Raw genomic sequence first — 22,310 nt, 5'->3', positions numbered from 1 at the left:
GACGACCCTTCACCGACGTGACTGACGCGGCGACGGGGGCGGGACGGAGTTCCGTCAGCCCGTGACAACTCCGTCGCGCACGGTCAGGGTACCCCCTTCGAACCGCTGGGTCGTCGTCCCGCCGGTCGTCACGGCCTCGGCGACCGGAACTCCGAGACGACCCGCGTAGCCTCCCCGGTCCGACCAGCCGCGAGCGACCGCCGCCGGCACGAGGAGAGCGCCCGTCGTCGGCGTCCACGCGACCTGCGCACCTGACGAGAACGAGCTGTACCCACCGGCGCGCCCGGCGTAGTTGACCGGCTCGGAGACCGGGTAGCCCGGCCCGCGGGTCCCTCCGGCAGCACGCCACCGGTCACGGATCGCCCCCCACACGGTGTAGGTCGCGCCCGACGGGGCGGAGACCGTCGTCACGCCGGCGGCCAGGTCGATCTCCCACCCGCTGCCGTCCGCGGTCCGCTTCTGGTCCGTGGTGGGGTAGCCGAGGCCGTTCACGCCGCCGCGCCCGTACCAGTAGTGCCGTACCGGGCCGTGGATCACGTGCGCACCGGTCGACGCCGTGGCGAGGATGGTGCCGCCGCCCTCGAACTCGGCGAACGTCCCGACGCCGTCCCCCACCGGTCCCTCGGACCGCGTGGGGTAGCCGAGGAGACCCGTGGCTCCCCCGCTGCGCCACCACGCGGCGCGGACACCGCCGGTCAGCGTCCTGGCCCCGGTGGTCGGGGTCCACAGGACGGAGCCCCCCTTCTCGAACTCCACGAAGAGACCTCTGCCGTCCCCGACCGGGGACTGCGTCCGGTTCGGGTACCCGAGGGTTCCCGTCGCACCGCCCGTCCGCCACCACTCCGAGCGGAGCGCCCCCGAGATCGCGGCGGTGCCCGTGGTCGGCGTCGACAGGAGCGAGCCGGTGCTCTCGAACTCGATGAAGACTCCGCGGCCGTCCCCGACGAACCGCTGGGAGGTCGTGGGGTAGCCGAGCCAGCCCGTCGCGCCGCCCTCGCGCCACCAGCCCCGGCGGAGGTCACCGCCGATGGCCTGGCTCCCGGTCTGCGGGCTCCAGACGACGCTCGCGTCGGCGCTGAACTCCTGCGCGCGCCCGCGCCGGTCGCCGACGTCGAACTCGAAGCTCCGCGGGAACCCCATGCCGGTGAACCCCGACCCGGCGAGCCAGCCCGGTCGGATGCGCGGCGAGATCGAGTGCACCCCCACGCCGGGCTCGTACGTCGCGCTGAACCCGTTCGTGAAGTACGCGGCCGACCCCGTACCGACGTCGGACTCGAGCTGGCCCACGTCGCCCCACGTGCGGCCGAGCGCCTGCCAGTTGCTCCAGATCTGCGTCTTGGCCGCGCCGGTCAGCTCGCCGACCCGATTCCGGAGCCACGGGAGGATCGAGTACCCGGCGTTGCCCGGGCAGGACGTGTACGCGACGTCCCGGTGCGCCAGGATCCGGTAGATCCGCACCCCCGTACCCGGTGAGAAGCGGGAGGTGGAGTGCCCCGGGGTCACGTAGGTCGAGACCTCCCACGGGTCGAACAGGTAGGACCCGCCCAGCCGCCACGCGATGATCCGGGCGACCGACTCGCGCAGCGCAGCCGACGGCGCGACGGAGGAGTAGTCGCCCATCATCGAGACGCCGAACGTGCCGGAGTTGAACCCGCCCGCGTGCGCGGCGACCGTCGCCATCGTCAGTCCGCCGAAGCGGCCCTCGAAGATCTGCCCGTACTGGTCGACGAGCACGTTGTAGCCGATGTCGCCCCAGCCTCGCGACTGGGCGTGGTAGGCGTAGATCCCGCGCACGATCCCCGGCGACTGGGCAGGGGTGTAGCTGTTGGACCCGGCGGTGTGGTGCAGGACGGCGGCCACCGTCGTCTGCGCGTACTGGGGGGTCCACGTCATGAGTGCCGGGTCGGCGCCCCACTGGGCCCGCGAGATCACGGTCGGGGGCGCAGGCGCGGTCCCCGTCCGCAGCGGGCCTGCCAGGGCGGCCGAGCGGCCTGCGCTGCTCCCCCGGGACCCGACCAGCTGCACGCCGGGAGCCTGGGCACCGAGCTGCTCGTCGACGTCGGTGACGTCGGTCGAGATCGCCGCGACGTCGAGGCCTTCCGCCATCGGGCCGTCAGGCCCCCAAGCGCGCACCTCGACGCGAGCGGCCCCGCCGGTGAACCACGGGTCGGTGCCGCCGCCGTCGCCGTCGGGGTCCTGCTCCGGCTCCAGCGCCGTCCACTCCGACCACTCGTCGTCCGCACCCTGGGCCCGGACCTCGACCCGGTCCGGCGACACGGTGCCCTTCCACGTCACCCCGACGATGGTCGCGCCGTCGACGTCGACCGCCCGTGCGGGGACCGCTCCGAGCACCGGTGCGTCCTGTGCCGCGGCCACCTCGGCCGAGACCTGCGCGTCCGGTGCGGCAGGCTCGTCGGCCGGCACGACCGGCGCGTCGCCGAGGTCGAACGCCGCGACGTCGGTGCTCGCGTCCTGCTGCGCGTCGACCGCGGGGTGCGTCACGTCACCCGGGACGGCCACGGTGACGTTCGGTGCCGGGCCCTGCGCCGTCGGCGCCGCCGACGCGGCGCCAGCCGTCGTGGGTACGCACAACGCGGCGCACAGCACCGCCCCTGCCGTCCTTGCTGCCAGCATTCCGTTACCTGCCCCTTCGGCGGACGCCGTGTCCTGCCCCTCGGCAGTCTAGGCAGCGCCCCGCGTCTCCGCAGGTCGGGAGCGGTGCCGGTCAGTCGATGCCCGGATCCCCGTGGTAGTGGCCGAGACGACGCTTGGCGACGACCGCGAGGCCGGCCGCACCCCCGGCGGTCATCAGGTCGGCCACGGTGAAGAGCAGCCGGGAGACCGTCGCGTAGGCCACCGCGGCGGGCGTCCCGACGAGGGGTGCCAGCGCGGCCACGATGACCAGCTCCCTGACGCCGGCACCGGAGGGCAGGATGAACGCGAACAGGCCGGCGAGCATCGCGAGCGCCATCACGCCGGCGCACAGCAACCACACCGACGGACCCACCTCGGCGCTCGAGCGCGCCAGGAGCCAGAGGTGGGCACCGCTGCACAGGTACGAGCCGAGAGCCCAGGCCAGGGAGGCCAGCACGGTGCGGTAGGAGACCGGGTGGTCGGGGCGCGGGCGGCGCAGGATCTTGAACCCGAAGCGCGCGGCGGCCGTGAGGATGCGCGGGTGCAGGCAGATCAGCGCGACCGGCAGCATGAGGTACAGCCAGTAGAGCCAGGAGAGGTCGCCGTTCTCGCGCACGATCTCCGGGACGGCGAGGGCTCCCGCGAGCAGGGCCGCCACGATCGTCACGGCGATCGAGAAGAGCGTCCCCGCGAAGACGCGCGCCCGCGCCAGCCCGGCCTTGCGGCCCAGCTCGAGCTGGAGCACGTAGGCCCAGACGGATCCCGGCAGGTACTTGCCGAGCTGCCCCACGAGGAAGACCTGAGCGCCGCGCCCGGGTCCGATCGGCTTGCCCAGGTCGTCGACGAGGACCTGCCAGCTCATCGTCGCGCACCCGATCGACGCGACGACAGCGACCAGCGAGAGGACGATGGACCAGGGAGAGATGTCGCGCAGGTACGGCAGCACCTCGTCCCAGTTGGTCCACAGGTAGAAGACGGCCGCCCCGACCACCGTCGCCAGGAGCACGTACCGCGCGACGTTGAGGATCTTGTCGCGCGCCCGCGGCTCGGCGGCGGGCGCGCCGTCCTGCGCGGGTGCGGCCGGCGGGGCCGGCTCCGTCGACGGGTTCTCCGGCGCGAGCTCGGACACGTGCTCGCGGTCCAGGGCGTCCTCCATCAGACCGCCTCCCGAATCTCGTGGGCCGCCCGCTCGAGCGACGACCGCACCGGCCGGGTCGGCGCCGCCGCGCGCCATGCCGCGCGGTCCGCGGCGATCGCGTCGAGGCCTGCCGCGTCGTCCAGCAGGAGGTCGCCGTCCGCGTAGCGCGACGCGAGGAGGTCCGCCACCTCGGGCGCGGCTCCAGCCCTGCTCAGGCCGACGGCGTTCACCCCGTGCAGGCGCGGCGGCACGCCGAACACCTTCGTCCACGGGGGGACGTCCCCCGTCAGCGCCGTGCCCATGCCGACCATCGCACCGGGGCCGATCACGCGGCGCTGGTGCACGACCGCGTTCATCCCCAGGGTCGCGCGGGACCCGATCGTGCAGTGACCACCCACGCTCACGCCCGCGGAGACGGTCACGTCGTCGCCGAGCTGGACGTCGTGGGCGAGGTACGCGCCGTTGAGGAGCCAGCACCGGGCGCCGACGACCGTGCGCCGCGCGCTGCCCTGGTGGATCACGACGCGCTCGCGCAGGACCGAGTCCGCACCGATCTCGACACCCTGGTGCTCGAGGTCGCCCGTCCAGGCGGTGTTCTGTCGCAGGGACGCGATCTCCGGCGGCGCACCCACGCTCGCCCCCGCCCCGATCCACACCCTGTCGCCCACGCGCAGCGGGCCGAACAGCGTGACGTACGGGCCGAGCGCCACGTCGGCGCCGAGCTCCACGCCTGGTCCGACGTACGCCGTCGGATGGATGCGGGGATGTCCCTGGTGGGTGGTCACGGTACTCCTTCAGAACGAGGTCGCCGACGAGAATCCCCCTGGCGCCTCAGGACTCGTGCACTGCGTCGAGGGGCCGTTGGTCCGTCCCCAGCAGCGTCGTACGGGTGACTAGGATGGGGCGGACGGCAACTGACCCGGGTGATTCTACCCAGGAGCCGGGGGGCACCGACGTAGGCGCCTCACGCATCGCGCACCCGGTGACGTCTGAGCGTCGACGCCCGTAGAGGACCGTGGAAAGTAGGCATGATCGATGATTCCGATTTCCGTCGTGCGGCTCAGCCCCCAGGCAGAGGAGCTCGCCGTCGACGTCATCCGCTCGGGCACGATCGCCCAGGGCCCCAAGGTCGCCGAGTTCGAGCGGCGCTTCGCCGAGCTCGTCGGGGCTGAGCACGCCGTCGCCGTGAACAACGGGACGACCTCGCTCGTGGCCTCGCTGCAGGTCCTCGACCTGCAGCCGGGGGACGAGGTCGTCACGAGCCCGTTCACCTTCGTCGCGACGCTCAACGCGATCCTCGAGGCCGGGGCGACGGCGCGGTTCGGCGACATCTCCACGGACGACTTCAACCTGACCCCCGAGTCGGCGCGCGCCGCGGTGACGGACCGCACCAAGGTCCTCATGCCGGTGCACCTGTACGGCCAGACGGCGGACATGACCGGTCTGGGCGCGCTCGCCGAGGAGCGCGGGCTGCGCATCGTGGAGGACGCGGCGCAGGCGCACGGCGCGACGTTCGAGGGCCGCGGGGCCGGGACGTTCGGCCTGGGCAGCTTCTCGTTCTACGCCACCAAGAACCTCACCACCGGTGAGGGCGGGATGATCACGACGAACGACGCGGACCTCGCCGACCGGCTGCGGGTCCTGCGCAACCAGGGGATGCGCCAGCGCTACCAGTACGAGGTCGCCGGCCACAACTACCGCATGACCGACCTGCAGGCGGCGCTCGTCCTGCCGCAGCTCGACTCCTACGGCGACAACCTCACCAAGCGGCGGGCGAACGCGGCACGGCTCACCGAGCTGCTCGGCGACGTCGACGGGCTCGTCCTGCCCCAGCAGCTCCCGGGGCGCGAGCACGTGTGGCACCAGTACACCGTCCTGCTCCCCGAGGAGCGCGCGGAGCACCGCGAGAGCATCATCGAGCGCCTGCGCGACGAGCACGGCGTGGGCAGCGGCGTGTACTACCCGAAGACGGTCTACGACTACGACTGCTACCGCGACCGCGAGGACGTCGTCATCGGTGACGCCCCCGTGGCGGACGCCGTCGTCCGTCGTTGTCTCTCGATCCCGGTGCACGCGTACCTCTCCTCGGAGGACGTCGAGACGATCGCCGACTCGCTCCGGAAGGTCCTCGCCTGATGGCGGCGCCGAAGCTCGCCCTCGTGGGCGCGGGCTCGATGGGGCAGAACCACGCCCGCGTGATCGCCGCCTCTCCGCGTGCCGAGCTCGCGCTGGTGGTCGACCCGCACGAGCAGACGGGCCGCGCCGTCGCGGAGCGCTTCGGGGCCCGCTGGGCGCCGGACACCGACGGCCTCGCCGGCGTGGACGCGGTGGTGGTCGCCGCCTCGACGGAGTACCACTACGACATCGCCAAGAACGTCATCGAGGCGGGCCGCCCGCTCCTCGTGGAGAAGCCCGTCTGCCCCTCGCTGGAGCAGACCGAGGAGATCCTCGCGGCCTCCCTCGCGGCCGACGTCCCCCTGATGTGCGGCCTCCTCGAGCGGTACAACGCCGCCGTGATGGTCGCGCTGTCGATGGTCGAGCAGCCGCACCTGATCCGCGCCGAGCGGCACTCGCCGTACGCGCCCCGGATCAAGACCGGTGTGGCGTGGGACCTCCTCGTGCACGACGTCGACCTGGTGTCGCGGTTCTTCGGGAACGCCGATCCTCGGTCCCTCTCGGTCGAGGTGGGCCACTTCAGCCCGCAGTCGGCGCCGGGTGCGGAGGACGTGATCGAGACGTCCATGCGGTTCGACGGCGGCGGGATCGCGACGGTCTCCGCGAGCCGGATCGGCCAGCGCAAGGTCCGGACGCTCGTCATCCAGGAGCTCGACCGCATGATCGAGGTCGACCTGCTGCGGCGCGGAGTCACCGCGTACCGCCACACCACGATCGAGGAGGCGCGGGACGGCGGCCCCGGGTTCCGTCAGGCGACGGAGATGGAGGTGCCGGAGATCGTCGGTGCCGAGCCCCTGGTCACCCAGCTCAACCGTTTCCTCGACCTCGTCGAGGGCACGGCCGACGCCGAGGAGGAGCGCCGCTCGATCCTGCCCTCGCACCGGATCGTCTCCCGGGCGCTGCAGGCGAAGGCGGACGCCGCCACCGAGGCGGCACTTCAGGCCTGACCGGTCTCCTGACGCGCGAGAGGGGCGCACTCACACGCGGTGTGAGTGCGCCCCTCTCGTGTACGCAGGCCCGTGTCGCGTCAGCCCTGCGTGAACTCCGGGACGCCGTCAGGGCCGAACGCGACCGAGGCGACGCGACGCGCCGGGACGCCCGCGACCACGGTCCGGGCAGGGACGTCCTTGGTGACCACCGCTCCCGCGCCGATCACCGCCTCGTCCCCGATCGTGACTCCCATGTTGATGACCGCCCCCGCGCCGACGAAGACGCGGTCCCCGATCGTCACGGGCGCCCGGTCCACGGTCGGGTGGCGACGTCCGCTGACGCAGCGCCGTGCCGACGAGTGGGTGTAGATCTGGACGCCCGACGAGATGTCGCAGCCCTCCCCGATGGTGAGCCCACCGGAGCCGTCGATCACCGTGAACGCGCCGATCCACGTGCCCTGGCCGATGGTCGGCTCCCCGACGATCCACGCGAGCGGGTTGTACGGGTTGGCGGGCAGGCCGCCCCGGTCCTCGGCCAAGGTCAGCCCCCGATGCGGATGAGCTCGGTCATGCCGTCCTTGACGTTGATGGTCGGCTCGAAGCCGAGCACGTCCTTCGCGCGCGTGGTGTCTGCGGCACGGCGGCTCACGAGGACGTCGCGCGGGTTGAAGATCGGCTCCACGTCGGCGCCGACAGCGTCGATCAGGATGCGGGCGAGGTCCGCGATGGACGTGTCGATGCCCGTCCCGACGTTCACCGGCACGTTGTCCTTCTCCGCCTCCATGGCGAGCACCACGGACCGCGCGATGTCGTGGACGTGGATGAAGTCCATCGACTGCTCGCCCTTGCCGTCGATGACGGGCGGCTCGCCGTTGCGGATGCGGTTGACGAAGTGGTTGATCACCGACGTGTAGTAGGCGGTGGTCTTCTGGCCCGGTCCGTAGACGTTGAAGAACCGGAGCGCGATCCACGACAGCCCCGCGCGGCGCTGGTAGTACCCGAGCAGGTCCTCACCGGTGCGCTTCGAGATGCAGTAGGGCGTGAGCGGCGAGAGCGTGTCGTCCTCGTGCATGGGGAGCTTCTCGGGGTCGCCGTAGACCGACGCGCTCGACGCGAAGACGAGCCGCTTCACGCCGTGGTCGGCCGCCGCGGCGAAGACGTTGTGCTCGCCGATGGTGTTGATCTCCATCGACTCGTACGGGTCGGCCTGGCTCTTGTTGATCGAGACGGCGGCGAGGTGCACCACGTGGCTCGCACCCTTCATCGCCGCGTGGACCGCCCCGCCGTAGCGGATGTCCTGGTCGATGAGCTCGACGTTGCCCCGCTCGGCGAGACGCGCGACCGCGTCGCGGTCGCCGCGGAACATGTTGTCGAAGATGCGCACGTCGTAGCCCTTGTCGAGAAGCTGCGAGACGACGTGCAGGCCGATGAACCCGGCACCGCCGGTGACGAAGGCCGTGCGGTTTTCAGACATGGATGAAGAGCTCCCTCAGTGGCGGTGGTTCGGTGGGCTTCTGGTCAGCGACGAGTCGTCGCGGCCGTCGAGACGACCTCGCGGACGACCTGCGCGACGTACTCGACGTCGTCGTCCGTGAGGTTGGCGTGCATCGGGATGGCGATGTGCCGGGCGAACAGGTCGGCCGACACAGGGCACGCCTCCGTGGCGCCGTAGAGCGGCTGGACGTGGCTCGCATAGGTGCCGAAGTTGCAGCCCACACCACGCGAGCGCAGCGCGAGCGCGACGGCACCCCGGTCCAGCCCCGGGTCGAGCGTGAGCACGTACGACTGCCACGGGTGGGTCCGGTCCTCGAGCTCCACCGGCAGGGTCACCTGCTCCAGGTCACCGAGCAGCGTGGCGTAGCCCGCGGCCGCCTTCGTCCGGTTCTCGAGCAGCTGGGGCAGGCGTCGGACCTGCACGCGCATGATGGCCGCGCTGATGTCGGACAGGCGGTAGTTGTAGCCGAGCTCGTCGAAGGACGGCACCGGGAGCTCGGTCGAGGCGTCGCGCACGATCGCCGGCGCGATCCCGTAGGTGTGGAGCTTGCGCGCGTGGTCGACGAGGTCGGCGCGGGCGCTCACGAGCGCGCCGCCCTCCCCCGCCGTGATGCCCTTGCGGCCGTGGAAGCTGAAGGCGGCGACGTCGGCGAGGCTCCCGGCCGGGCGGCCCTTGTACGTCGCGCCCGCGGCGCACGCCGCGTCCTCGACGAGCCACAGGCCGTGCTTGTCGGCGATCGCACGGAGCTCGTCGTAGTCGGCCGGCTGCCCGAAGACGTCGACCGCGACGATCCCGACCGTGCGCGGCGTGATCGCCGCCTCGACGGCTGCGGGGTCCATCGACCAGATGTCCGGACGAACGTCCGCGAAGACCGGCTTGGCGCCGGTCCACATGACCGAGTGCCCGGTCGCGGGGAAGGTGTAGTCGCCGACGATGACCTCGTCACCCGGCCCGGCCCCGAGGGCGAGGAGCGCGAGGTGGAGGGCCGACCCGCAGTTCGACGTCGCGAGGACGTGGGGCACCCCGGCGACCTGGGCGAAGTCCGCCTCGAGCCCGAGGCAGGCGGGCCCGGCTCCTGAGAGCCATCCGGACTCGAAGACGCCTGCGACCGCGGCAAGCTCCTCCTCTCCGACGGTGGGCTGGCCGAGTGCGACGTTCCGTGTCATGTTCCTCCTAGGTCCGTCGAAGTCTACCAACGCCCACGCCGCGCAGCGGCCCGCGACGGCGCCAGGGCGTGTCAAGGAAGGTTGCTCATGGTCGTGGGTCGTCTGACGAGGGCGCTCGTCGTGCTCGTCGCCAGCATCGCGTTGCTCCTCCCCCTCTCCGGACCGGCCGCGGCGGACGAGACCGCGGTGCCCGACGCCGGTGGGAACTTCGAGCTGTGGGGGCACGGTTACGGCCACGGCCGAGGGCTGTCCCAGTGGGGCGCGCGCGGCGCCGCCTCGCTCGGGCAGTCGTCGGCGCAGATCCTCGGGTTCTACTACCCGGGGACGATTCTCACGGGGCAGCCGGACGAGCCGATCGTGGTCCGGCTGTCGACCGGCAGGTCCGGGGAGGTCGTCGTCGACGGCGAACCAGGGCTGGTGCTGCGCTGGGGCGGAGGCGACCTCCCGCTCCCGACGGTGTCTCCCCGGGGCAGCGCCGTGCTCAGCTGGCGCCTGGTCCGCCAGGGCTCCTCGGACCTCGTGCTCGACTACGTCGACGCATCCCGCGCGACGTGGGAGCGGTACAGCCTGGTCCCGGGCGTTTGGGGCACCTTCTACGCGGCGGACGGCGCCGTGCGGCTCGTCCGGCCGTCGTACGACCGGCGCGAGTACCGCGGCGGGGTCGGTGCCACCGTCGACAAGGGGGCGCTCGTCACCGTCAACATCGTCCCCCTGGAGAGCTACCTCCTGTCGGTCGTCCCTGCCGAGATGCCGTCGAGCTGGCCGGCCGCGGCGCTCGGGGCGCAGGCGGTGGCCGCCAGGACCTACGCGAGCCACCAGCGTCAGAACGCCGGGGGCCAGATCGACACGTGCGACACCACGGCGTGCCAGGTCTACTCCGGCAGGGCGTCGTACACGATGAACGGCACCTTGACGACGACGCACGAGGCCGCCGCGACGACCGCCGCCATCGCGGCGACGTCGGGCAACGTGCTCATCACCGGGGGTCCTCGCAGCTACGCCTTCACGCAGTTCTCGGCGGCGAACGGAGGGTGGACGGCCGCGGGCTCGTTCCCGTACCTCTCCGCCCGCCCCGACCCGTACGACGGCGTCGTGCCGAGCACCGCGAACGCGTGGACGGCCGTCGTCTCCTCCGCCTCGGTCCGGTCGGCCTACCCGACCGTCGGCACTCCCACGCGCCTGACCGTGCTCGGGCGGTCGGGCAACGGCCGCTGGGGCGGTCGCGTCACGCAGGTGCGCGTCGAGGGGACGGCCGGGTCGGTCACCGTCACCGGTGACGCGTTCCGGTCGGCGTTCGGGCTGCGCTCCACGTGGTGGGCGGTGGCGGGCGGCACGCAGGGCAGCGGCGGGGTCGTCGCCGACGTCACCGGCGACGGCGTCCCCGACGCCTACGGCCGCGACGCCACGTCGGGCACGCTGTCGTTCTACCCCGGCCGCGCCGACGGGACGTTCTCGCCGCCGCGGGTGGTCGGCTCCGGATGGGGGATGCACGACTGGATCGGCTCGCCCGGCGACGTCGACAAGGACGGTGTGCCCGACCTGTACGCGCGGGAGCGCAGCACCGGCACGCTCTGGCTCTACGGACAGGCCCGCGACGGCCGGTCCACGTCCCGGCGTGCTGTCGGCACGGGCTGGCACACGGTCGACATGATCGTCGCCGCGGGCGACGTCACCGGCGACGGACGGCCCGACCTGTACGCGCGGACCACCATGCTCGGTGACCTGCTGCTGTACGCGGGCCGCGCCGACGGGACGTTCGACCCTCCGCGGACCGTCAACTCCGGGTGGCACGCGCTGGACGCCGTCGTCTCCGTGGGCGACGTGACGGGCGACGGACGACCGGACCTCCTGGGGCGGCTGCGCTCGAACGGGTCGCTCGTGCTCTACCGCACCGGGCCCGGCGGGACGATCCTCGACGCGAAGGTCGTCAACTCCGGCTGGGGAGGGTTCGACCTGCTCGCGGGGTCGGCCGGCTCGGGCGGCTCCGCGCTCCTCGCTCGGGAGCCTGGGACCTCAGGCGGCCTGCTGCGCCGCTACCCGGTCGGTCCGGGCGGGACGATCCTCCCCGCCGGGCTCGTGGGCAGCGGGTGGGACCTGCACTCCGCGATCTCCTGATCAGGCCTGCGGGGCGCCGTCGCGGACGGCTGCGGCGCGCCCCGCACGCACGACGTCGCGCACGACGAAGACCGGACGCCGACGCGCGTCGTCGCCGGCGCGCCAGACGTACTCCCCCACCACACCCAGGGCGACCATGTTCGCGCCGCCCACGGCGAGGACCAGACCCGCCACGAGGGCGATCCCGGCGGGCGCCCCCGGGAAGAAGGCCAGCACGAGGGACGTGAGGAGCGTCAGCGCCCCCAGGGCGCCGATCGCCAGCCCCGCCGTGGTGAGCCAGCGGACGGGCGCGAAGGAGAACTCGACGAACGAGTCGACGACCAGCTTCACCTTCTTGGACGAGGTCCACTTGCTCACGCCGTGGGGGCGCGGGAGCTGCTCGAAGAACACGCGGCGCTGCTCGAAGCCGGACCAGGCGATCATCGCGAGGACGTTGCGGTTGTTCTCCGGCATGCGGGTGATGACGTCGATCACGCGACGCGTGACGAGGATCTGGGACGGGCCCTCGGCCGGGTAGGTCGGGACCGTCGACGAGCGGTTGAAGACCTTGGAGAAGGTCTGCGCGAACGTCTCCGACGGGCCGCGACGCGTCGCGCGGACCGAGCGCAGCCCCCACACGACGTCGGCACCCGACCGCCACTCCTCCACGAAGCTCGCCACCGCCGAGAGCGGCTCCTGCCGGTCGGCGCTGAGCGTCAGCGCCGCGTCGCCCGTGCAGTGCGTGAGGCCCGCCGTGATCGCGGCGTGCGAGCCGAAGTTCCGGGAGAGCGACACCACGAGCGCCAGGTCGTCGTCGCGCAGGTGTGCGCGCACGGCGTCCGCGGTGCCGTCGGTCGACCCGTCGTCGACGAGCACGAGCTCGATCTCCAGGTCGTCGTGCGCAGCAACGATGTCTCGGTAGAAGTCGACGATCTCGCCCGCGCTCTCGTACTCGTTGAGCGCGGGGATGATCAGGCTCAGTCGGCCTGCCGTCGGGTTCATGGTTCTCCGTCCTCGTGTCACGCTCCGCCTCGGGCGCCGTGCCATGGTAGCGATCGTCGCCGGTGCTCGACGACGGCCCGACGGGCCGGGACGCCCTCGCCCGGAGGCTAGACTGTCCGACCGAGCCCGTGCCAGACCGCCCCCGGCGGTGGAACCGCTTCCTGGAGGATGTGCTGGAATGAGCGTCGTCGCGCGCCCTGGACGACTTCGACAGTCCCTGCCGGCGGTGCTGACGCCGCTCGTCACCGTTCTGCTCGGGGTGGTGGCCGCGTGGCGGGGCAACGACTTCTTCTACGACGGCGACGCGCCGGAGTCGTTCGTCCCGCTCTGGCACCACTTCGGCGAGCAGCTGCGTGCCGGTGTCTGGCCGCAGATGGACCCGGCCGGGTGGATGGGCGGGAACTACGCCGCCGAGGCCGCCTACAGCCAGTGGAACCCGGTGATCCTGGGGAACTACGTCCTCACGTCGTTCTTCGACGACCTCGCGCTCGCCGGCGCGGTCGTCGCCATCGAGATGCTCGTGCTGCTCGCGGTGTGCACCTATCTGCTCGCCCGGTCCTACGGGGCCGGGTCATGGCCGGCCTTCGCCGTCGCGACCGCCCTCCCGGTGTCCGGGTTCACCCTCTTCTACGAGGCGGCGGGGTGGCCGGCGGGCCTGGCCGCGTTCGTGGGCGTCACCGCCTTCTGGTGGGTCGCCCACCGACAGGTCACCCGCGGCGGCTCGCCGCTCTTCACGTTCGTCGTCGGCTTCCTCGCGATGACCACGGGCAACCCCTACGCAGCCCTCGGGCTGGTCGTCGTGCTGGCTGCTCTCGGCGTGGAGCTCCTGATCGCGCGCCGCTGGCAGGGGCTGGTCTCGCTGGTCGTCACCGGCGCGCTCGTGGGCATGACCGCGTGGCTCGTCTTCGGTCCCCTGCTCGGCACGCAGGACGTGACGTCGCGACAGGAGCTGGCACGGATCGCCAACGACACCTTCATGGTCCCGGACCTGGGTGACATCGCCGGGTCGAGCACCGCCTCCTACCTGCCGTCCATCACGAACTGGGGCGGCGCCCTCGTGGAGCAGCTGCCCTCCGTGTACCTGGCATGGTTCGTCCTGCCGCTCCTCCCGTGGCTGCGCTGGGGGGCGCTCGGAGCGCGCCTGCGCACCGCGCCGAGCCTGGCCGTGTTCGGCCTCGTCTTCGCGGTCATGGCGCTCGGGCCCTCGAACTTCTGGCTCTTCCGCTGGCCGCTGCGCGTCATCGAGTACCTGTACCTCGGTGTCCTCGTGGGCCTCGCCGTGGCGCTCACCGCGGGGCTGGCGACGTCGCACGCCCGCGCCCGTGCGCTGGGCAGCCTCTCCCTGGTGCTCCTGGGCGCCTACCTCGCCTTCGCGGTCCGGCCCGAGGACCAGCTGCGCCACGTCGCGGTCCTGGTCGTCACGCTCGGCCTGGTCGCCCTCGCCCTCCGTGTCGGCCGCCGCTCGACCGAGCAGCTCGCCGGTGTCCTGGCCGCGGGCACGCTCGTCTTCACCTTCTTCCAGACGTCGGTGTTCCCCAGCGACGGGAACCTCGGCACCTATCCCCCGTCGTCCGTGAGCGCGATCCGTGCGCAGGCGGACGGGTTCCGGGGCACGGTGCTCCAGCTGGCGAACCAGGGGCAGGCGACGTCCGAGTCGATCGAGTCGGCCCAGGTGCTGTTCGGCAACCTGCCCGTGGTCTCCGGCCACGAGTCCGTCAACCGCTACACGGGCATCGGCTACCGCGACTTCGCGAACGCGCTGTGCATCGACTACAAGGGCTCCGTCTGCCCCGAGGCGCTCGAGAAGGCTCTGCGCCCGGTCCGCGGCACGGAGGGGAACCTCCTCGACGCCCTGCGGGTCGAGACCCTCGTCCTCCAGCAGACGCAGTTCGAGGAGCAGATCGCGGACGGTCCGCCGGACGGCTGGCGCGTCGTGGAGGAGGACGACGAGCGTGCCGTGTGGGAGCGGATCGACCCCCTGACCCTCCCCGGGCGCGTCTCGGGCACGACGGGCGACCTCGAGGTCACCTCCTCGGACTCCTCGTTCGCCACCGAGACGGTCTCCGTCAGCGGCTCCGGGACGCTGACCTTCGCCCGCCTGGCCTGGCCCGGCTACACCGCGACCGCGGACGGCGACGAGATCCCGATGAAGGTGAGCCCGGAGGGGCTGCTGCAGGTCGACGTCCCCGACGGCGCCGACCAGGTGACGGTCCAGTACACGACGCCTGCGGTGCGTTCGGGCGCGATCCTGGCAGGGCTCGCTCTCGTGCTCGCGCTGGGTCAGTCGGTGGCCCTGGGCATGGTCCGGCGCCGCCGCCGCGTCGCGCCGTCCTCGGTCCCCTCCTGAGTCGTCCTGAGTCGTCCTGAGTCCTCCCGCGTCGGCCCGCGTCGACCCCGAGCGGGGGACGTGGACGACGGGCGCTCCTCGGTCCGCGCCACCCGCCGCGCCGAGGGGGCTTCCCGGAGCGGACCGTCACGTCCTGTCGCCAGCGTCCGGCTGCGCCGAGGCGGGTGGTCGAGGGCGGCCCCGGGCCTCAGCCCGTCGCACGGGGAAGCCAGGTCCCCGAGCCCAGGCGCCGCGAAGGGGCGCAGCTCGTCGTCCACGCGCCGACGGGAGCGCACGGCTCGACGCGTGTCGGGGATCGCACGGCGACGAGCGACGGGGCCCCGCGCGTGGCGGGTGTCGACCCGGCGGCGCGCAGCACGACGACGCCGAGCGGCCCACCCGTAGGCGGACCGCTCGGCGTCCTCTGCCGGCGTCGTCCCCGGCGTCACTCCGTCAGTGCGACGACCTCATGCGCTCGACGATCTCCACCGTCGGCCCGTCCCCGGTCAGCACCCCGCCCTCGAGGAGGACGCCCCGGTCGCACAGCTTGGCGACCATGTCGAGGTCGTGGCTGACGATCACCAGCGTGCGCCCCTCGTCGCGCAGCGAACGCACGCGGTCGAGGCACTTGCGCTGGAACGGCTCGTCGCCCACCGCGAGGATCTCGTCGATGAGGAACACCTCGGGGTCGCTGTGCACCGCCACCGCGAAGGCGAGCCGGAGGAACATGCCCGAGGAGTAGAACTTCACCTCGGTGTCGATGAACCGCTCGATCTCGCTGAACGCGACGATGTCGTCGAACCGTCGGGTGATGTCCTCCTCGGACATGCCGAGGATCGCACCGTTCAGGTAGACGTTCTCCCGCCCGCTGAGGTCCGGGTGGAAGCCCGCACCGACCTCGATGAGCCCGGCGACCCGGCCGCGGGTCCGCACGGTGCCCCGGTCGGGCTTCAGCACACCGGAGATGAGCTTGAGCAGCGTCGACTTGCCGGACCCGTTGAAGCCCAGGAGCGCGACCGTCTCGCCCTCGTCGATGGTCAGGTCCAGCGTGCTGAGCGCGACGAACTCGTCCGCCAGACGCTGGCGCCGGATCGACGACATCGCGAGCTCCTTGAGGGAGCGGTTGTGCCGGAGCGTGAACGTCTTCTCGACGCCTCGCACCTCGATGCTTGACACCATGTCCTACAGCTCCTGTGCGAAGCGCCCCTCGAGACGCTTGAAGACGGACTGCCCGGCGAACAGCACCAGGAGCGAGATGACGAGCCCTGCGACCGCGAACAGCCACAGGTGCGGCGGCATCTCGACCGTGCCGCTCGTGGTCCCCGGGTACCAGAACGCGTAGTGGAACAGCTCGACCGCCGCGGTGAGAGGGTTGAGCTGGTAGACGACGAACAACCACTCGGGCACGACGTCGCGCACCGCCTGCCACGGGTACAGCACCGGGCTGAGCCAGGTCGCGACCATGACGATGAGGTCGACGAAGTTCTCGGCGTCGCGGTAGAACACGTTGACCGCGCCGAACAGCAGGCCGAGACCCAGGGCGAGCACCGCGACGATGCAGAAGCCCAGCAGCCCCGCGCCCAGCTCGGCGGCGTTGGGACGCCAGCCGAACAAGATCGCCCCGACGAGGAGCACGAGCAGCTGCGGGAAGAAGTGCACCGCGGAGACCCACAGCGACGAGACCGGGAACAGCTCGCGCGGGAGGTAGATCTTCCGCACGAGCGCGGCGTTGCCGACGACCGAGCGCGTGGCGTTCGAGAATCCCTCGCCGAAGAAGTTGACGACGACGATCCCCGAGAAGAGGTAGACGGCGTAGTCCTCGACCCCCTTGCTCAGGCCGAGGAACAGCCCGAGCGCGAGGTAGAAGACGATGAACTGGACCGCCGGCTTGACGTAGGACCAGAGCATCCCGAGGACCGAGCCCCGGTAGCGGACACGCAGCTCCTTCTTGACGACGAGACGCAGGAGGAACCTGTGCCTGACGACGTCGAGGAGCCCGTGCCCGCGACCGGGCTCGACCAGAGGGCGCTCTTCTGCGGCGGCCGTGCTCACCGCTGTGCAGGGGGGTTGGCCGCGAACGTGCGCTCCCACTCCTCCACCGAGGTGATCACGGGAAGCGCGTCACGGTAGGCGCTGCGGAGCTCGGCCCATCGTGCGAAGAGCTGCGCGTGCAGCTTCAGACCCTCCGTGAGCATCTCGCGGACGACCCGGGGGTCCCGGCGGTGCCAGGACGCACCCGTGCCCTCGGCGTTGGACACGATGGCGCTGTCGTACTGCGACAGCCGCCACCAGCGCGCGTCCTGGTGGGACACGAGGGTCTGCGGGCGGTCGGCCCGCTCGTCGTCGACGGGCACGACGATCTGGCGCACCATCGTCTTGGCCGCCCACGGCACGAGCGCGACCCGGCTCGGCATCTGGACCCCACGGCCCTTGTTGCGCGGCTTGCTCGGCGCCGGCGCCGGGAAGGCGTCCGCGTCGGGCGCGTACCGCGCGTCGCTGAAGTCCTGCACCATGCCGCGGATCTCGGGCAGCTTGGAGCCGATGATCCCGTGCAGCTGCTCCGGCCCGGCGAGCACGTCGCGCATCGCCATGAGTCGTCCGCGCTCGGAGAAGTACTGCATGGAGATGAGGTGCTTGACGTCCATGTACGTCGACTCGCGGAGGACGCGCCCACCGCGCTCGTACAGGGAGTACAGGAGGGTCGTGATGAGGCGGTTGCGCTCGTGGAAGTACGCCTGCCACCCGACGAGGTCGTCCTTGTCCGCCCACGAGACGTGCCAGACGGCCGCACCCGGCAGAGAGACGGTCGGGTAGCCGTGCGCACGAGCGCGCAGACCATACTCCGCGTCGTCCCACTTGATGAAGACCGGCAGCGAGAGCCCGATCTCGCGGATCACCTCGACCGGGATCAGGCACATCCACCAGCCGTTGTAGTCCACGTCGACACGGCGGTGGAGCCATGGCGTCGCACGCAGGCCCGAGGATCCGAAGTCGTGGCCGTTCTCCATGTCCGCGTGCGGGAGCCCCGGCTGGATGCGCCACGGCTCGACGACCTCGCCGAAGGTGTGCAGCACCGACCGGTTGTACATGTCGAACATGTGCCCGCCGACGATGGTCGGCTTGCGCGTGAAGTCCGCGAAGCTCACCAGCCGAAGGATGCTCTCGGGCTCGAGCACGATGTCGTCGTCGAGCAGGATGACGTAGTCGCTCTTCCCCGACTGCAGCGTCTCGTACATGCCGCGGGAGAAGCCGCCCGAGCCGCCGATGTTGCCCTGCTCGACGAGCTTGAGCTGCGGGCCCATCTCGGCCTCGAGCTCCGGGAAGCCGTCCTGGTCGCGCACGCGCTGGGTGCCCTGGTCGACGACGATCAGCTCGTCGAGGATCTCGCGCACCTCGGGGCTCTCCGCCACCGTCCGGATGGTCTCGAGGCAGTAGTCCGCGCGGTTGAACGTGGTGATGCCGACGCTCGTCGTGCCCTCGCGGCGGGCGGCCGCGTCCACGGACCACTCGGCGTGGGAGAGGAGCAACGGCTCCGCCCCCCCGATCAGGTCGAACCAGTACCAGCCGCCGTCGCCGAACTGGGCGAGCGAGAGGTCGAGGTCCGTCGTCGTGTCGCCGGACACCTGGACCGACGTGACGCGCTGCTGGACCCCGCGGGCGTTCGAGCGGTACACCGTCACGGAGCCGGGACCCGAGGTGGCCACGGTGAGGCGGACGGACTCCACGACGGTCCAGCGGCGCCAGTAGCTGGCCGGGAAGGCGTTGAAGTAGGTCGCGAAGGAGATACGGCGGCCGGGGCGGACGAGCATGGAGAAACGCCCGTTGATGTCCTGCGACCGGACCTGCTCGCTCGAGCGGGAGAACGAGTCGCTCTGCTGCGACCGGCTCCACAGGGACTCGAGGTCGGTCTGGATCTGCCGAGCCCGCATCTCGCCCGCCTCGACGTACAGCGGGAGGCTGTCGGAGTCGGCCTCGATCGGGAGGATCACGCGCTGGACGATCCGGTGCTCGACGCTCTCGGCCGCTTCGTCCGTCGCGGTCTGCTGGGTCTGGGTGCTCATGCGTCAACGCCCCCGCTCTCGATGCTCGTCCCGCGGGCGAAGTGCGGAGCGAGCTTGTTGTCGACCATCGACAGTGCCGAACCGATGGCCATGTGCATGTCCAGGTACTTGTACGTGCCGAGCCGGCCGCCGAAGAGGACGTCCTTCTCACCGGCCGCGAGGTCGCGGTACGCGAGCAGGCGCGCACGGTCCGCCGCCGTGTTCACGGGGTAGTACGGCTCGTCCGCCTTCTCCGCGAAGCGTGAGAACTCCCGCATGATCACGGTCTTGTCCGTGGGGTAGTCCCGCTCGGGGTGGAAGTGCCGGAACTCGTGGATGCGGGTGTACGGCACGTCGGCGTCGGCGTAGTTCATCACCGGGGTGCCCTGGAAGTCGCCGACGGGGAGCACCTCTTCCTCGAAGTCGAGCGTGCGCCACGAGAGGTCGCCCTCGGCGTAGTCGAAGTAGCGGTCGACCGGACCCGTGTAGACGACCGGCACGTTGCCGACGACGTTGCCCTTGCTCACCGGCTGGGACTCGTCGAAGAAGTCCACGCCGAGCCGGACCTCGATGTTCTTGTGGTCCGCCATGCGCTCGATCCACGCCGTGTAGCCGTCGACGGGCAGACCCTCGTGCGTGTCGTTGAAGTAGCGGTTGTCGTACGTGTAACGCACGGGCAGCCGGGAGATGATCGACGCCGGGAGGTCGCGGGGGTCGGTCTGCCACTGCTTGGCGGTGTACTCCCGGATGAACGCCTCGTACAGCGGTCGGCCGATGAGGGACACGCCCTGCTCGTCGAGGTTCTCCGGCTTCTTGTCCCCCAGCTCCGCCGAGAGCTCCTTGACCAGCGCCCGCGCGGCGTCCGGTCCGTGCGCCGACCGGAAGAACTGGTTGATCGTGCCGAGGTTGATCGGCATCGGGAAGACCTCGCCCCGGTGCGTGGTGTACACGCGGTGGACGTAGCTCGTGAACGCCGTGAAGCGGTTCACGTACTCCCACACCCGCTCGTTGGAGGTGTGGAAGAGGTGGGCGCCGTACCGGTGGACCTCGATCCCCGTCGACTGCTCCGGCTCGCTGTAGGCGTTGCCGCCGATGTGGCTCCGCCGATCGATGACCAGGACCTTCCGGCCGTGCTCCTCGGCGATCCGCTCAGCGACGGTCAAGCCGAAGAAGCCTGAACCCACGACGACAAGATCCGCGTCCACACACACTCCTCAGTTGGTTTTGCAGCCACCAAAGCCTAGCGTGCAGGCGGCGCGCGCTCGGACGCCGGGGTCGGGGGCCGGCTTCCCTCACCGAACCTTCACCTCGGGCGCCCGCTCGGGCGGTGCACCGGGCCCGCAGGTGCCGTCGCGCCGGTGGCCGGGGCGTCGGTCCTCGGACGACGCCCCTGCCCGCTCTCATCCCCCGCCGTGCTTGCGGTGGGTGTAGGCCCCGTAGGCACGACGACGCACGGCCTCCGGCACGAGCCGGTAGCCCCCGCGGACGACCGAGTTCCGCAGCTCCTGGGCCGGGGTCGTGATCCCGATGCTCCGCAGCCGACGCTGGAGCTCGAGCTCCGAGCGCAGCAGCCGTGTCCCCCCGCGGCGGGAGTACGACCCGGCACCCACCCGGTAGAGGACGAGCGGCTCCGGGACGTTGGCCGTGGCAGCACCGCCCGCGATCATGCGGGCGAACAGCCAGTAGTCCTCCATGAGCGGGAGGTCCTCGTAGCCTCCGGCCGCGGCGACGGCCGACCGGCGGTAGACGACCGACGGGTGGTTGAACGGCGAGCGGAAGCGGACGGCGCGCTCGATCTCCGCACCGGTGAGCGGCGGGACCCGCACCAGGTGGCCCTCGGCGACGCCCTCGTCCTCCGACTCGTCCTCGAACTCCTCGATCGCCGATCCGACGATGTCCAGTCCCGACTCGACGAGGGGAATCTGCCGCTCGAACCGGGCCGGACGGCTGATGTCGTCGGCGTCCTGCCGGGCGACGATCTCGTGCGCGCAGCGCTCGAGGCCCGCCTCGAGCGCGAGCGCGAGCCCGACGTTCCGCTCGAGCTCGACCAGCTCCACCGGGACCGGCGACCGGGCGGGCAGGGCCGCGAGGAGTGCGCGGAGCTCGGGGCCGACGGGACCGTCACGCACGATGACCACCTGCGCCGGCTGCCGGGTCTGCTCCGCGGTGACCGACTCGAAGGAGCGGCGGAGCTGCGCGACGACGTCCCCGCGGTAGACCGGGAGCAGCACCGAGAACGGGGCGCTCACCGTCCCCCCGTCCGCACGCCGTCCTCGATCGCGACGACCTCGTCTCCCCACGGCGTCGCGCCCGACAGCACCTGCGACGTCGGACGCGGGCCGCGCACGAGGCCGTCCCGAAGGCCGCGCGCGGCCGAGCGCACCAGGACCGAGCGCCGCGACGACCGGGCGAAGGTACGAGCCCACCGCCGCGCGGACGACCCCGCGTACAGCACGCGCTCCTCGGGTGCGAGAGCGGGCGAGCGAAGCAGCATCCAGAGCTTGTTGCGCACCTCGTAGTAGAAGCGCTCGCCCGGGTCGACGTCGGTCGCGCCGAAGGTCCGTGTCCGGTGCTCCACGACGGAGCCGGGGACGTACAGGCCGGTCCCGTGCCGCAGGAGGCGGCACGAGAACTCGAAGTCGTCGTTCCAGATGAAGTAGTCGGCGACGGGCAGCCCGTGGTGCCGGACGGCCCGGGCGTCGACCAGCATCGAGACGAAGGACGACGACCGCACCGGGAGCGAGCCGGCCTCCGCCGCGCGCGACAGGGCGCGGGGCGAGGCTCCGGGCCTCGTGCGGGGAGTGTTCATCGGGTGCTCGCGGCCGTCGTGCCAGACGACGCGGCTGCCCAGGAGCGCGACGGGCCCCGGGTAGGCAGCCCTCGCCTCGAGGAGCGCCTCGAGCGCACCGGGCAAGGGGATCGTGTCGTCGTCCATGAGCCAGACCAGGTCCGCGTCCATCGACTCGACGGCGTGCGCTATCCCGGCCGCGAAGCCGCCCGCGCCGCCCGTGTTGCGCGACATCTCGAGGACGGTCGCGCCGACGGGGTGCTCGCCGGCGACGACGGCGGAGTCGTCGTCCGAGCGGTTGTCCACCACGAGCACCGCGTCGACGGCGCGCGTCTGCCCCGCGAGGGCGTCGAGCGACTCGACGAGCAGGTCGCGCCGGTTGTACGCCACGACCACCGCGACCACCCGGGGCTCGGCGGACACCCCACCCGTTCTCGACACGACGAGCAGGCTACCGGACCGCGACCGGGCTCCCGCGCCGCCGCGGGGCGCCGGGCCGTCCGCCTGCACAAGTCCTCCACCA

The 22,310-nt window shown here is 71.9% G+C and carries 17 protein-coding genes; 4 read left to right on the top strand and 13 right to left on the bottom strand.

From position 1 onward, the window contains the following. Window positions 1-54 precede the first annotated feature (54 nt). From RDI86_RS11405 to RDI86_RS11395, 3 genes are all read right to left on the bottom strand, one after another. Window positions 55-2,634: an N-acetylmuramoyl-L-alanine amidase gene (locus RDI86_RS11405; protein ID WP_308821429.1), complete on the bottom strand. Its 2,580-nt coding sequence runs from the start codon at window positions 2,632-2,634 to the stop codon at window positions 55-57. A 91-nt stretch (window positions 2,635-2,725) separates the two neighbouring features. Next, complete coding sequence (locus RDI86_RS11400; protein WP_082774385.1) at window positions 2,726-3,790, bottom strand: lysylphosphatidylglycerol synthase transmembrane domain-containing protein; 1,065 nt, start codon at window positions 3,788-3,790, stop codon at window positions 2,726-2,728. After that, on the bottom strand, window positions 3,790-4,557 hold the full coding sequence (locus RDI86_RS11395; protein WP_308821428.1) for a DapH/DapD/GlmU-related protein: 768 nt from the start codon (window positions 4,555-4,557) through the stop codon (window positions 3,790-3,792). Before RDI86_RS11395 ends, RDI86_RS11400 begins: the two co-directional genes overlap by 1 nt. 250 nt (window positions 4,558-4,807) lie before the next feature. Between RDI86_RS11395 and RDI86_RS11390 the strand changes: the two genes are divergently transcribed. After that, window positions 4,808-5,908, top strand: coding sequence for a DegT/DnrJ/EryC1/StrS aminotransferase family protein (locus RDI86_RS11390; RefSeq protein ID WP_061267496.1), 1,101 nt, complete (start codon window positions 4,808-4,810; stop codon window positions 5,906-5,908). Next, window positions 5,908-6,894 (top strand): Gfo/Idh/MocA family protein, encoded by a 987-nt coding sequence (locus RDI86_RS11385; protein ID WP_061267495.1) that lies wholly within the window; start codon window positions 5,908-5,910, stop codon window positions 6,892-6,894. Before RDI86_RS11390 ends, RDI86_RS11385 begins: the two co-directional genes overlap by 1 nt. Window positions 6,895-6,974: 80 nt before the next feature. Here RDI86_RS11385 and RDI86_RS11380 read toward each other — a convergent pair whose 3' ends face one another. The 3 genes from RDI86_RS11380 to RDI86_RS11370 are packed head-to-tail and all read right to left on the bottom strand — an operon-like array spanning window position 6,975 to window position 9,537. Beyond that, complete coding sequence (locus RDI86_RS11380) at window positions 6,975-7,415, bottom strand: acyltransferase (protein WP_308821427.1); 441 nt, start codon at window positions 7,413-7,415, stop codon at window positions 6,975-6,977. A 2-nt stretch (window positions 7,416-7,417) separates the two neighbouring features. Then, the gene (locus RDI86_RS11375; protein ID WP_061267493.1) at window positions 7,418-8,350 is read right to left on the bottom strand and encodes an NAD-dependent epimerase/dehydratase family protein; all 933 of its coding nucleotides are present in this window, start codon (window positions 8,348-8,350) and stop codon (window positions 7,418-7,420) included. Between the two features lie 44 nt (window positions 8,351-8,394). Continuing rightward, window positions 8,395-9,537, bottom strand: coding sequence for a DegT/DnrJ/EryC1/StrS aminotransferase family protein (locus RDI86_RS11370; RefSeq protein WP_061267492.1), 1,143 nt, complete (start codon window positions 9,535-9,537; stop codon window positions 8,395-8,397). 87 nt (window positions 9,538-9,624) lie between these two features. Here RDI86_RS11370 and RDI86_RS11365 point away from each other — a divergent pair, with 87 nt between their 5' ends. Next, entirely contained in the window at window positions 9,625-11,652 is a 2,028-nt protein-coding gene (locus tag RDI86_RS11365) for a SpoIID/LytB domain-containing protein (protein WP_076405922.1), read from the top strand. Here the strand turns inward: RDI86_RS11365 and RDI86_RS11360 are convergent, their stop codons facing one another. Further along, window positions 11,653-12,633, bottom strand: a complete 981-nt coding sequence (locus RDI86_RS11360; RefSeq protein ID WP_163188304.1) for a glycosyltransferase family 2 protein — start codon at window positions 12,631-12,633, stop codon at window positions 11,653-11,655. It abuts the gene before it with no gap. A gap of 178 nt (window positions 12,634-12,811) precedes the next feature. On the opposite strand from RDI86_RS11360, the gene RDI86_RS11355 reads away from it, so the two are divergent. Next, window positions 12,812-14,980, top strand: a complete 2,169-nt coding sequence (locus tag RDI86_RS11355) for a hypothetical protein (RefSeq protein WP_308821426.1) — start codon at window positions 12,812-12,814, stop codon at window positions 14,978-14,980. A 432-nt stretch (window positions 14,981-15,412) separates the two neighbouring features. On the opposite strand, the gene RDI86_RS11350 is transcribed toward RDI86_RS11355, so the two are convergent. The 6 genes from RDI86_RS11350 to RDI86_RS11325 all read right to left on the bottom strand — a co-directional run bounded on the left by RDI86_RS11350 (window position 15,413) and on the right by RDI86_RS11325 (window position 22,210). After that, complete coding sequence (locus RDI86_RS11350) at window positions 15,413-16,138, bottom strand: ABC transporter ATP-binding protein (protein WP_061267488.1); 726 nt, start codon at window positions 16,136-16,138, stop codon at window positions 15,413-15,415. A 3-nt stretch (window positions 16,139-16,141) separates the two neighbouring features. Continuing rightward, the gene (locus tag RDI86_RS11345) at window positions 16,142-17,011 is read right to left on the bottom strand and encodes an ABC transporter permease (protein ID WP_061267487.1); all 870 of its coding nucleotides are present in this window, start codon (window positions 17,009-17,011) and stop codon (window positions 16,142-16,144) included. Next, entirely contained in the window at window positions 17,008-19,020 is a 2,013-nt protein-coding gene (locus tag RDI86_RS11340; RefSeq protein WP_061267486.1) for a glycosyltransferase, read from the bottom strand. Before RDI86_RS11340 ends, RDI86_RS11345 begins: the two co-directional genes overlap by 4 nt. Further along, complete coding sequence (gene glf, locus RDI86_RS11335; RefSeq protein WP_061267485.1) at window positions 19,017-20,204, bottom strand: UDP-galactopyranose mutase; 1,188 nt, start codon at window positions 20,202-20,204, stop codon at window positions 19,017-19,019. The genes RDI86_RS11340 and glf overlap by 4 nt, the downstream gene beginning before the upstream one ends. Window positions 20,205-20,399: 195 nt before the next feature. Further along, the gene (locus RDI86_RS11330; protein ID WP_061267484.1) at window positions 20,400-21,248 is read right to left on the bottom strand and encodes a glycosyltransferase; all 849 of its coding nucleotides are present in this window, start codon (window positions 21,246-21,248) and stop codon (window positions 20,400-20,402) included. After that, a complete protein-coding gene (locus tag RDI86_RS11325; RefSeq protein WP_255179397.1) occupies window positions 21,245-22,210 on the bottom strand; it encodes a glycosyltransferase in 966 nt (321 codons plus the stop codon). Before RDI86_RS11325 ends, RDI86_RS11330 begins: the two co-directional genes overlap by 4 nt. Window positions 22,211-22,310 lie beyond the last annotated feature (100 nt).

Source organism: Cellulosimicrobium sp. XJ-DQ-B-000, from assembly GCF_031119065.1.
In the GTDB taxonomy this organism is placed as follows: Bacteria; Actinomycetota; Actinomycetes; order Actinomycetales; family Cellulomonadaceae; genus Cellulosimicrobium; species Cellulosimicrobium funkei.
Note: the sequence above shows the minus strand (reverse complement) of the source record. Positions and strands in the feature narration are given on the sequence as shown.

Bases quoted from the DNA above. Each gene is read 5' to 3' on its own strand.
- RDI86_RS11370 (WP_061267492.1), bottom strand. From the start codon at position 9,537: ATGACACGGAACGTCGCACTCGGCCAGCCCACCGTCGGAGAGGAGGAG.
- RDI86_RS11400 (WP_082774385.1), bottom strand. From the start codon at position 3,790: ATGGAGGACGCCCTGGACCGCGAGCACGTGTCCGAGCTCGCGCCGGAG.
- RDI86_RS11390 (WP_061267496.1), top strand. From the start codon at position 4,808: ATGATTCCGATTTCCGTCGTGCGGCTCAGCCCCCAGGCAGAGGAGCTC.
- RDI86_RS11375 (WP_061267493.1), bottom strand. From the start codon at position 8,350: ATGTCTGAAAACCGCACGGCCTTCGTCACCGGCGGTGCCGGGTTCATC.
- RDI86_RS11365 (WP_076405922.1), top strand. From the start codon at position 9,625: ATGGTCGTGGGTCGTCTGACGAGGGCGCTCGTCGTGCTCGTCGCCAGC.
- RDI86_RS11405 (WP_308821429.1), bottom strand. From the start codon at position 2,634: ATGCTGGCAGCAAGGACGGCAGGGGCGGTGCTGTGCGCCGCGTTGTGC.
- RDI86_RS11360 (WP_163188304.1), bottom strand. From the start codon at position 12,633: ATGAACCCGACGGCAGGCCGACTGAGCCTGATCATCCCCGCGCTCAAC.
- RDI86_RS11385 (WP_061267495.1), top strand. From the start codon at position 5,908: ATGGCGGCGCCGAAGCTCGCCCTCGTGGGCGCGGGCTCGATGGGGCAG.
- RDI86_RS11355 (WP_308821426.1), top strand. From the start codon at position 12,812: ATGAGCGTCGTCGCGCGCCCTGGACGACTTCGACAGTCCCTGCCGGCG.
- RDI86_RS11340 (WP_061267486.1), bottom strand. From the start codon at position 19,020: ATGAGCACCCAGACCCAGCAGACCGCGACGGACGAAGCGGCCGAGAGC.
- RDI86_RS11350 (WP_061267488.1), bottom strand. From the start codon at position 16,138: ATGGTGTCAAGCATCGAGGTGCGAGGCGTCGAGAAGACGTTCACGCTC.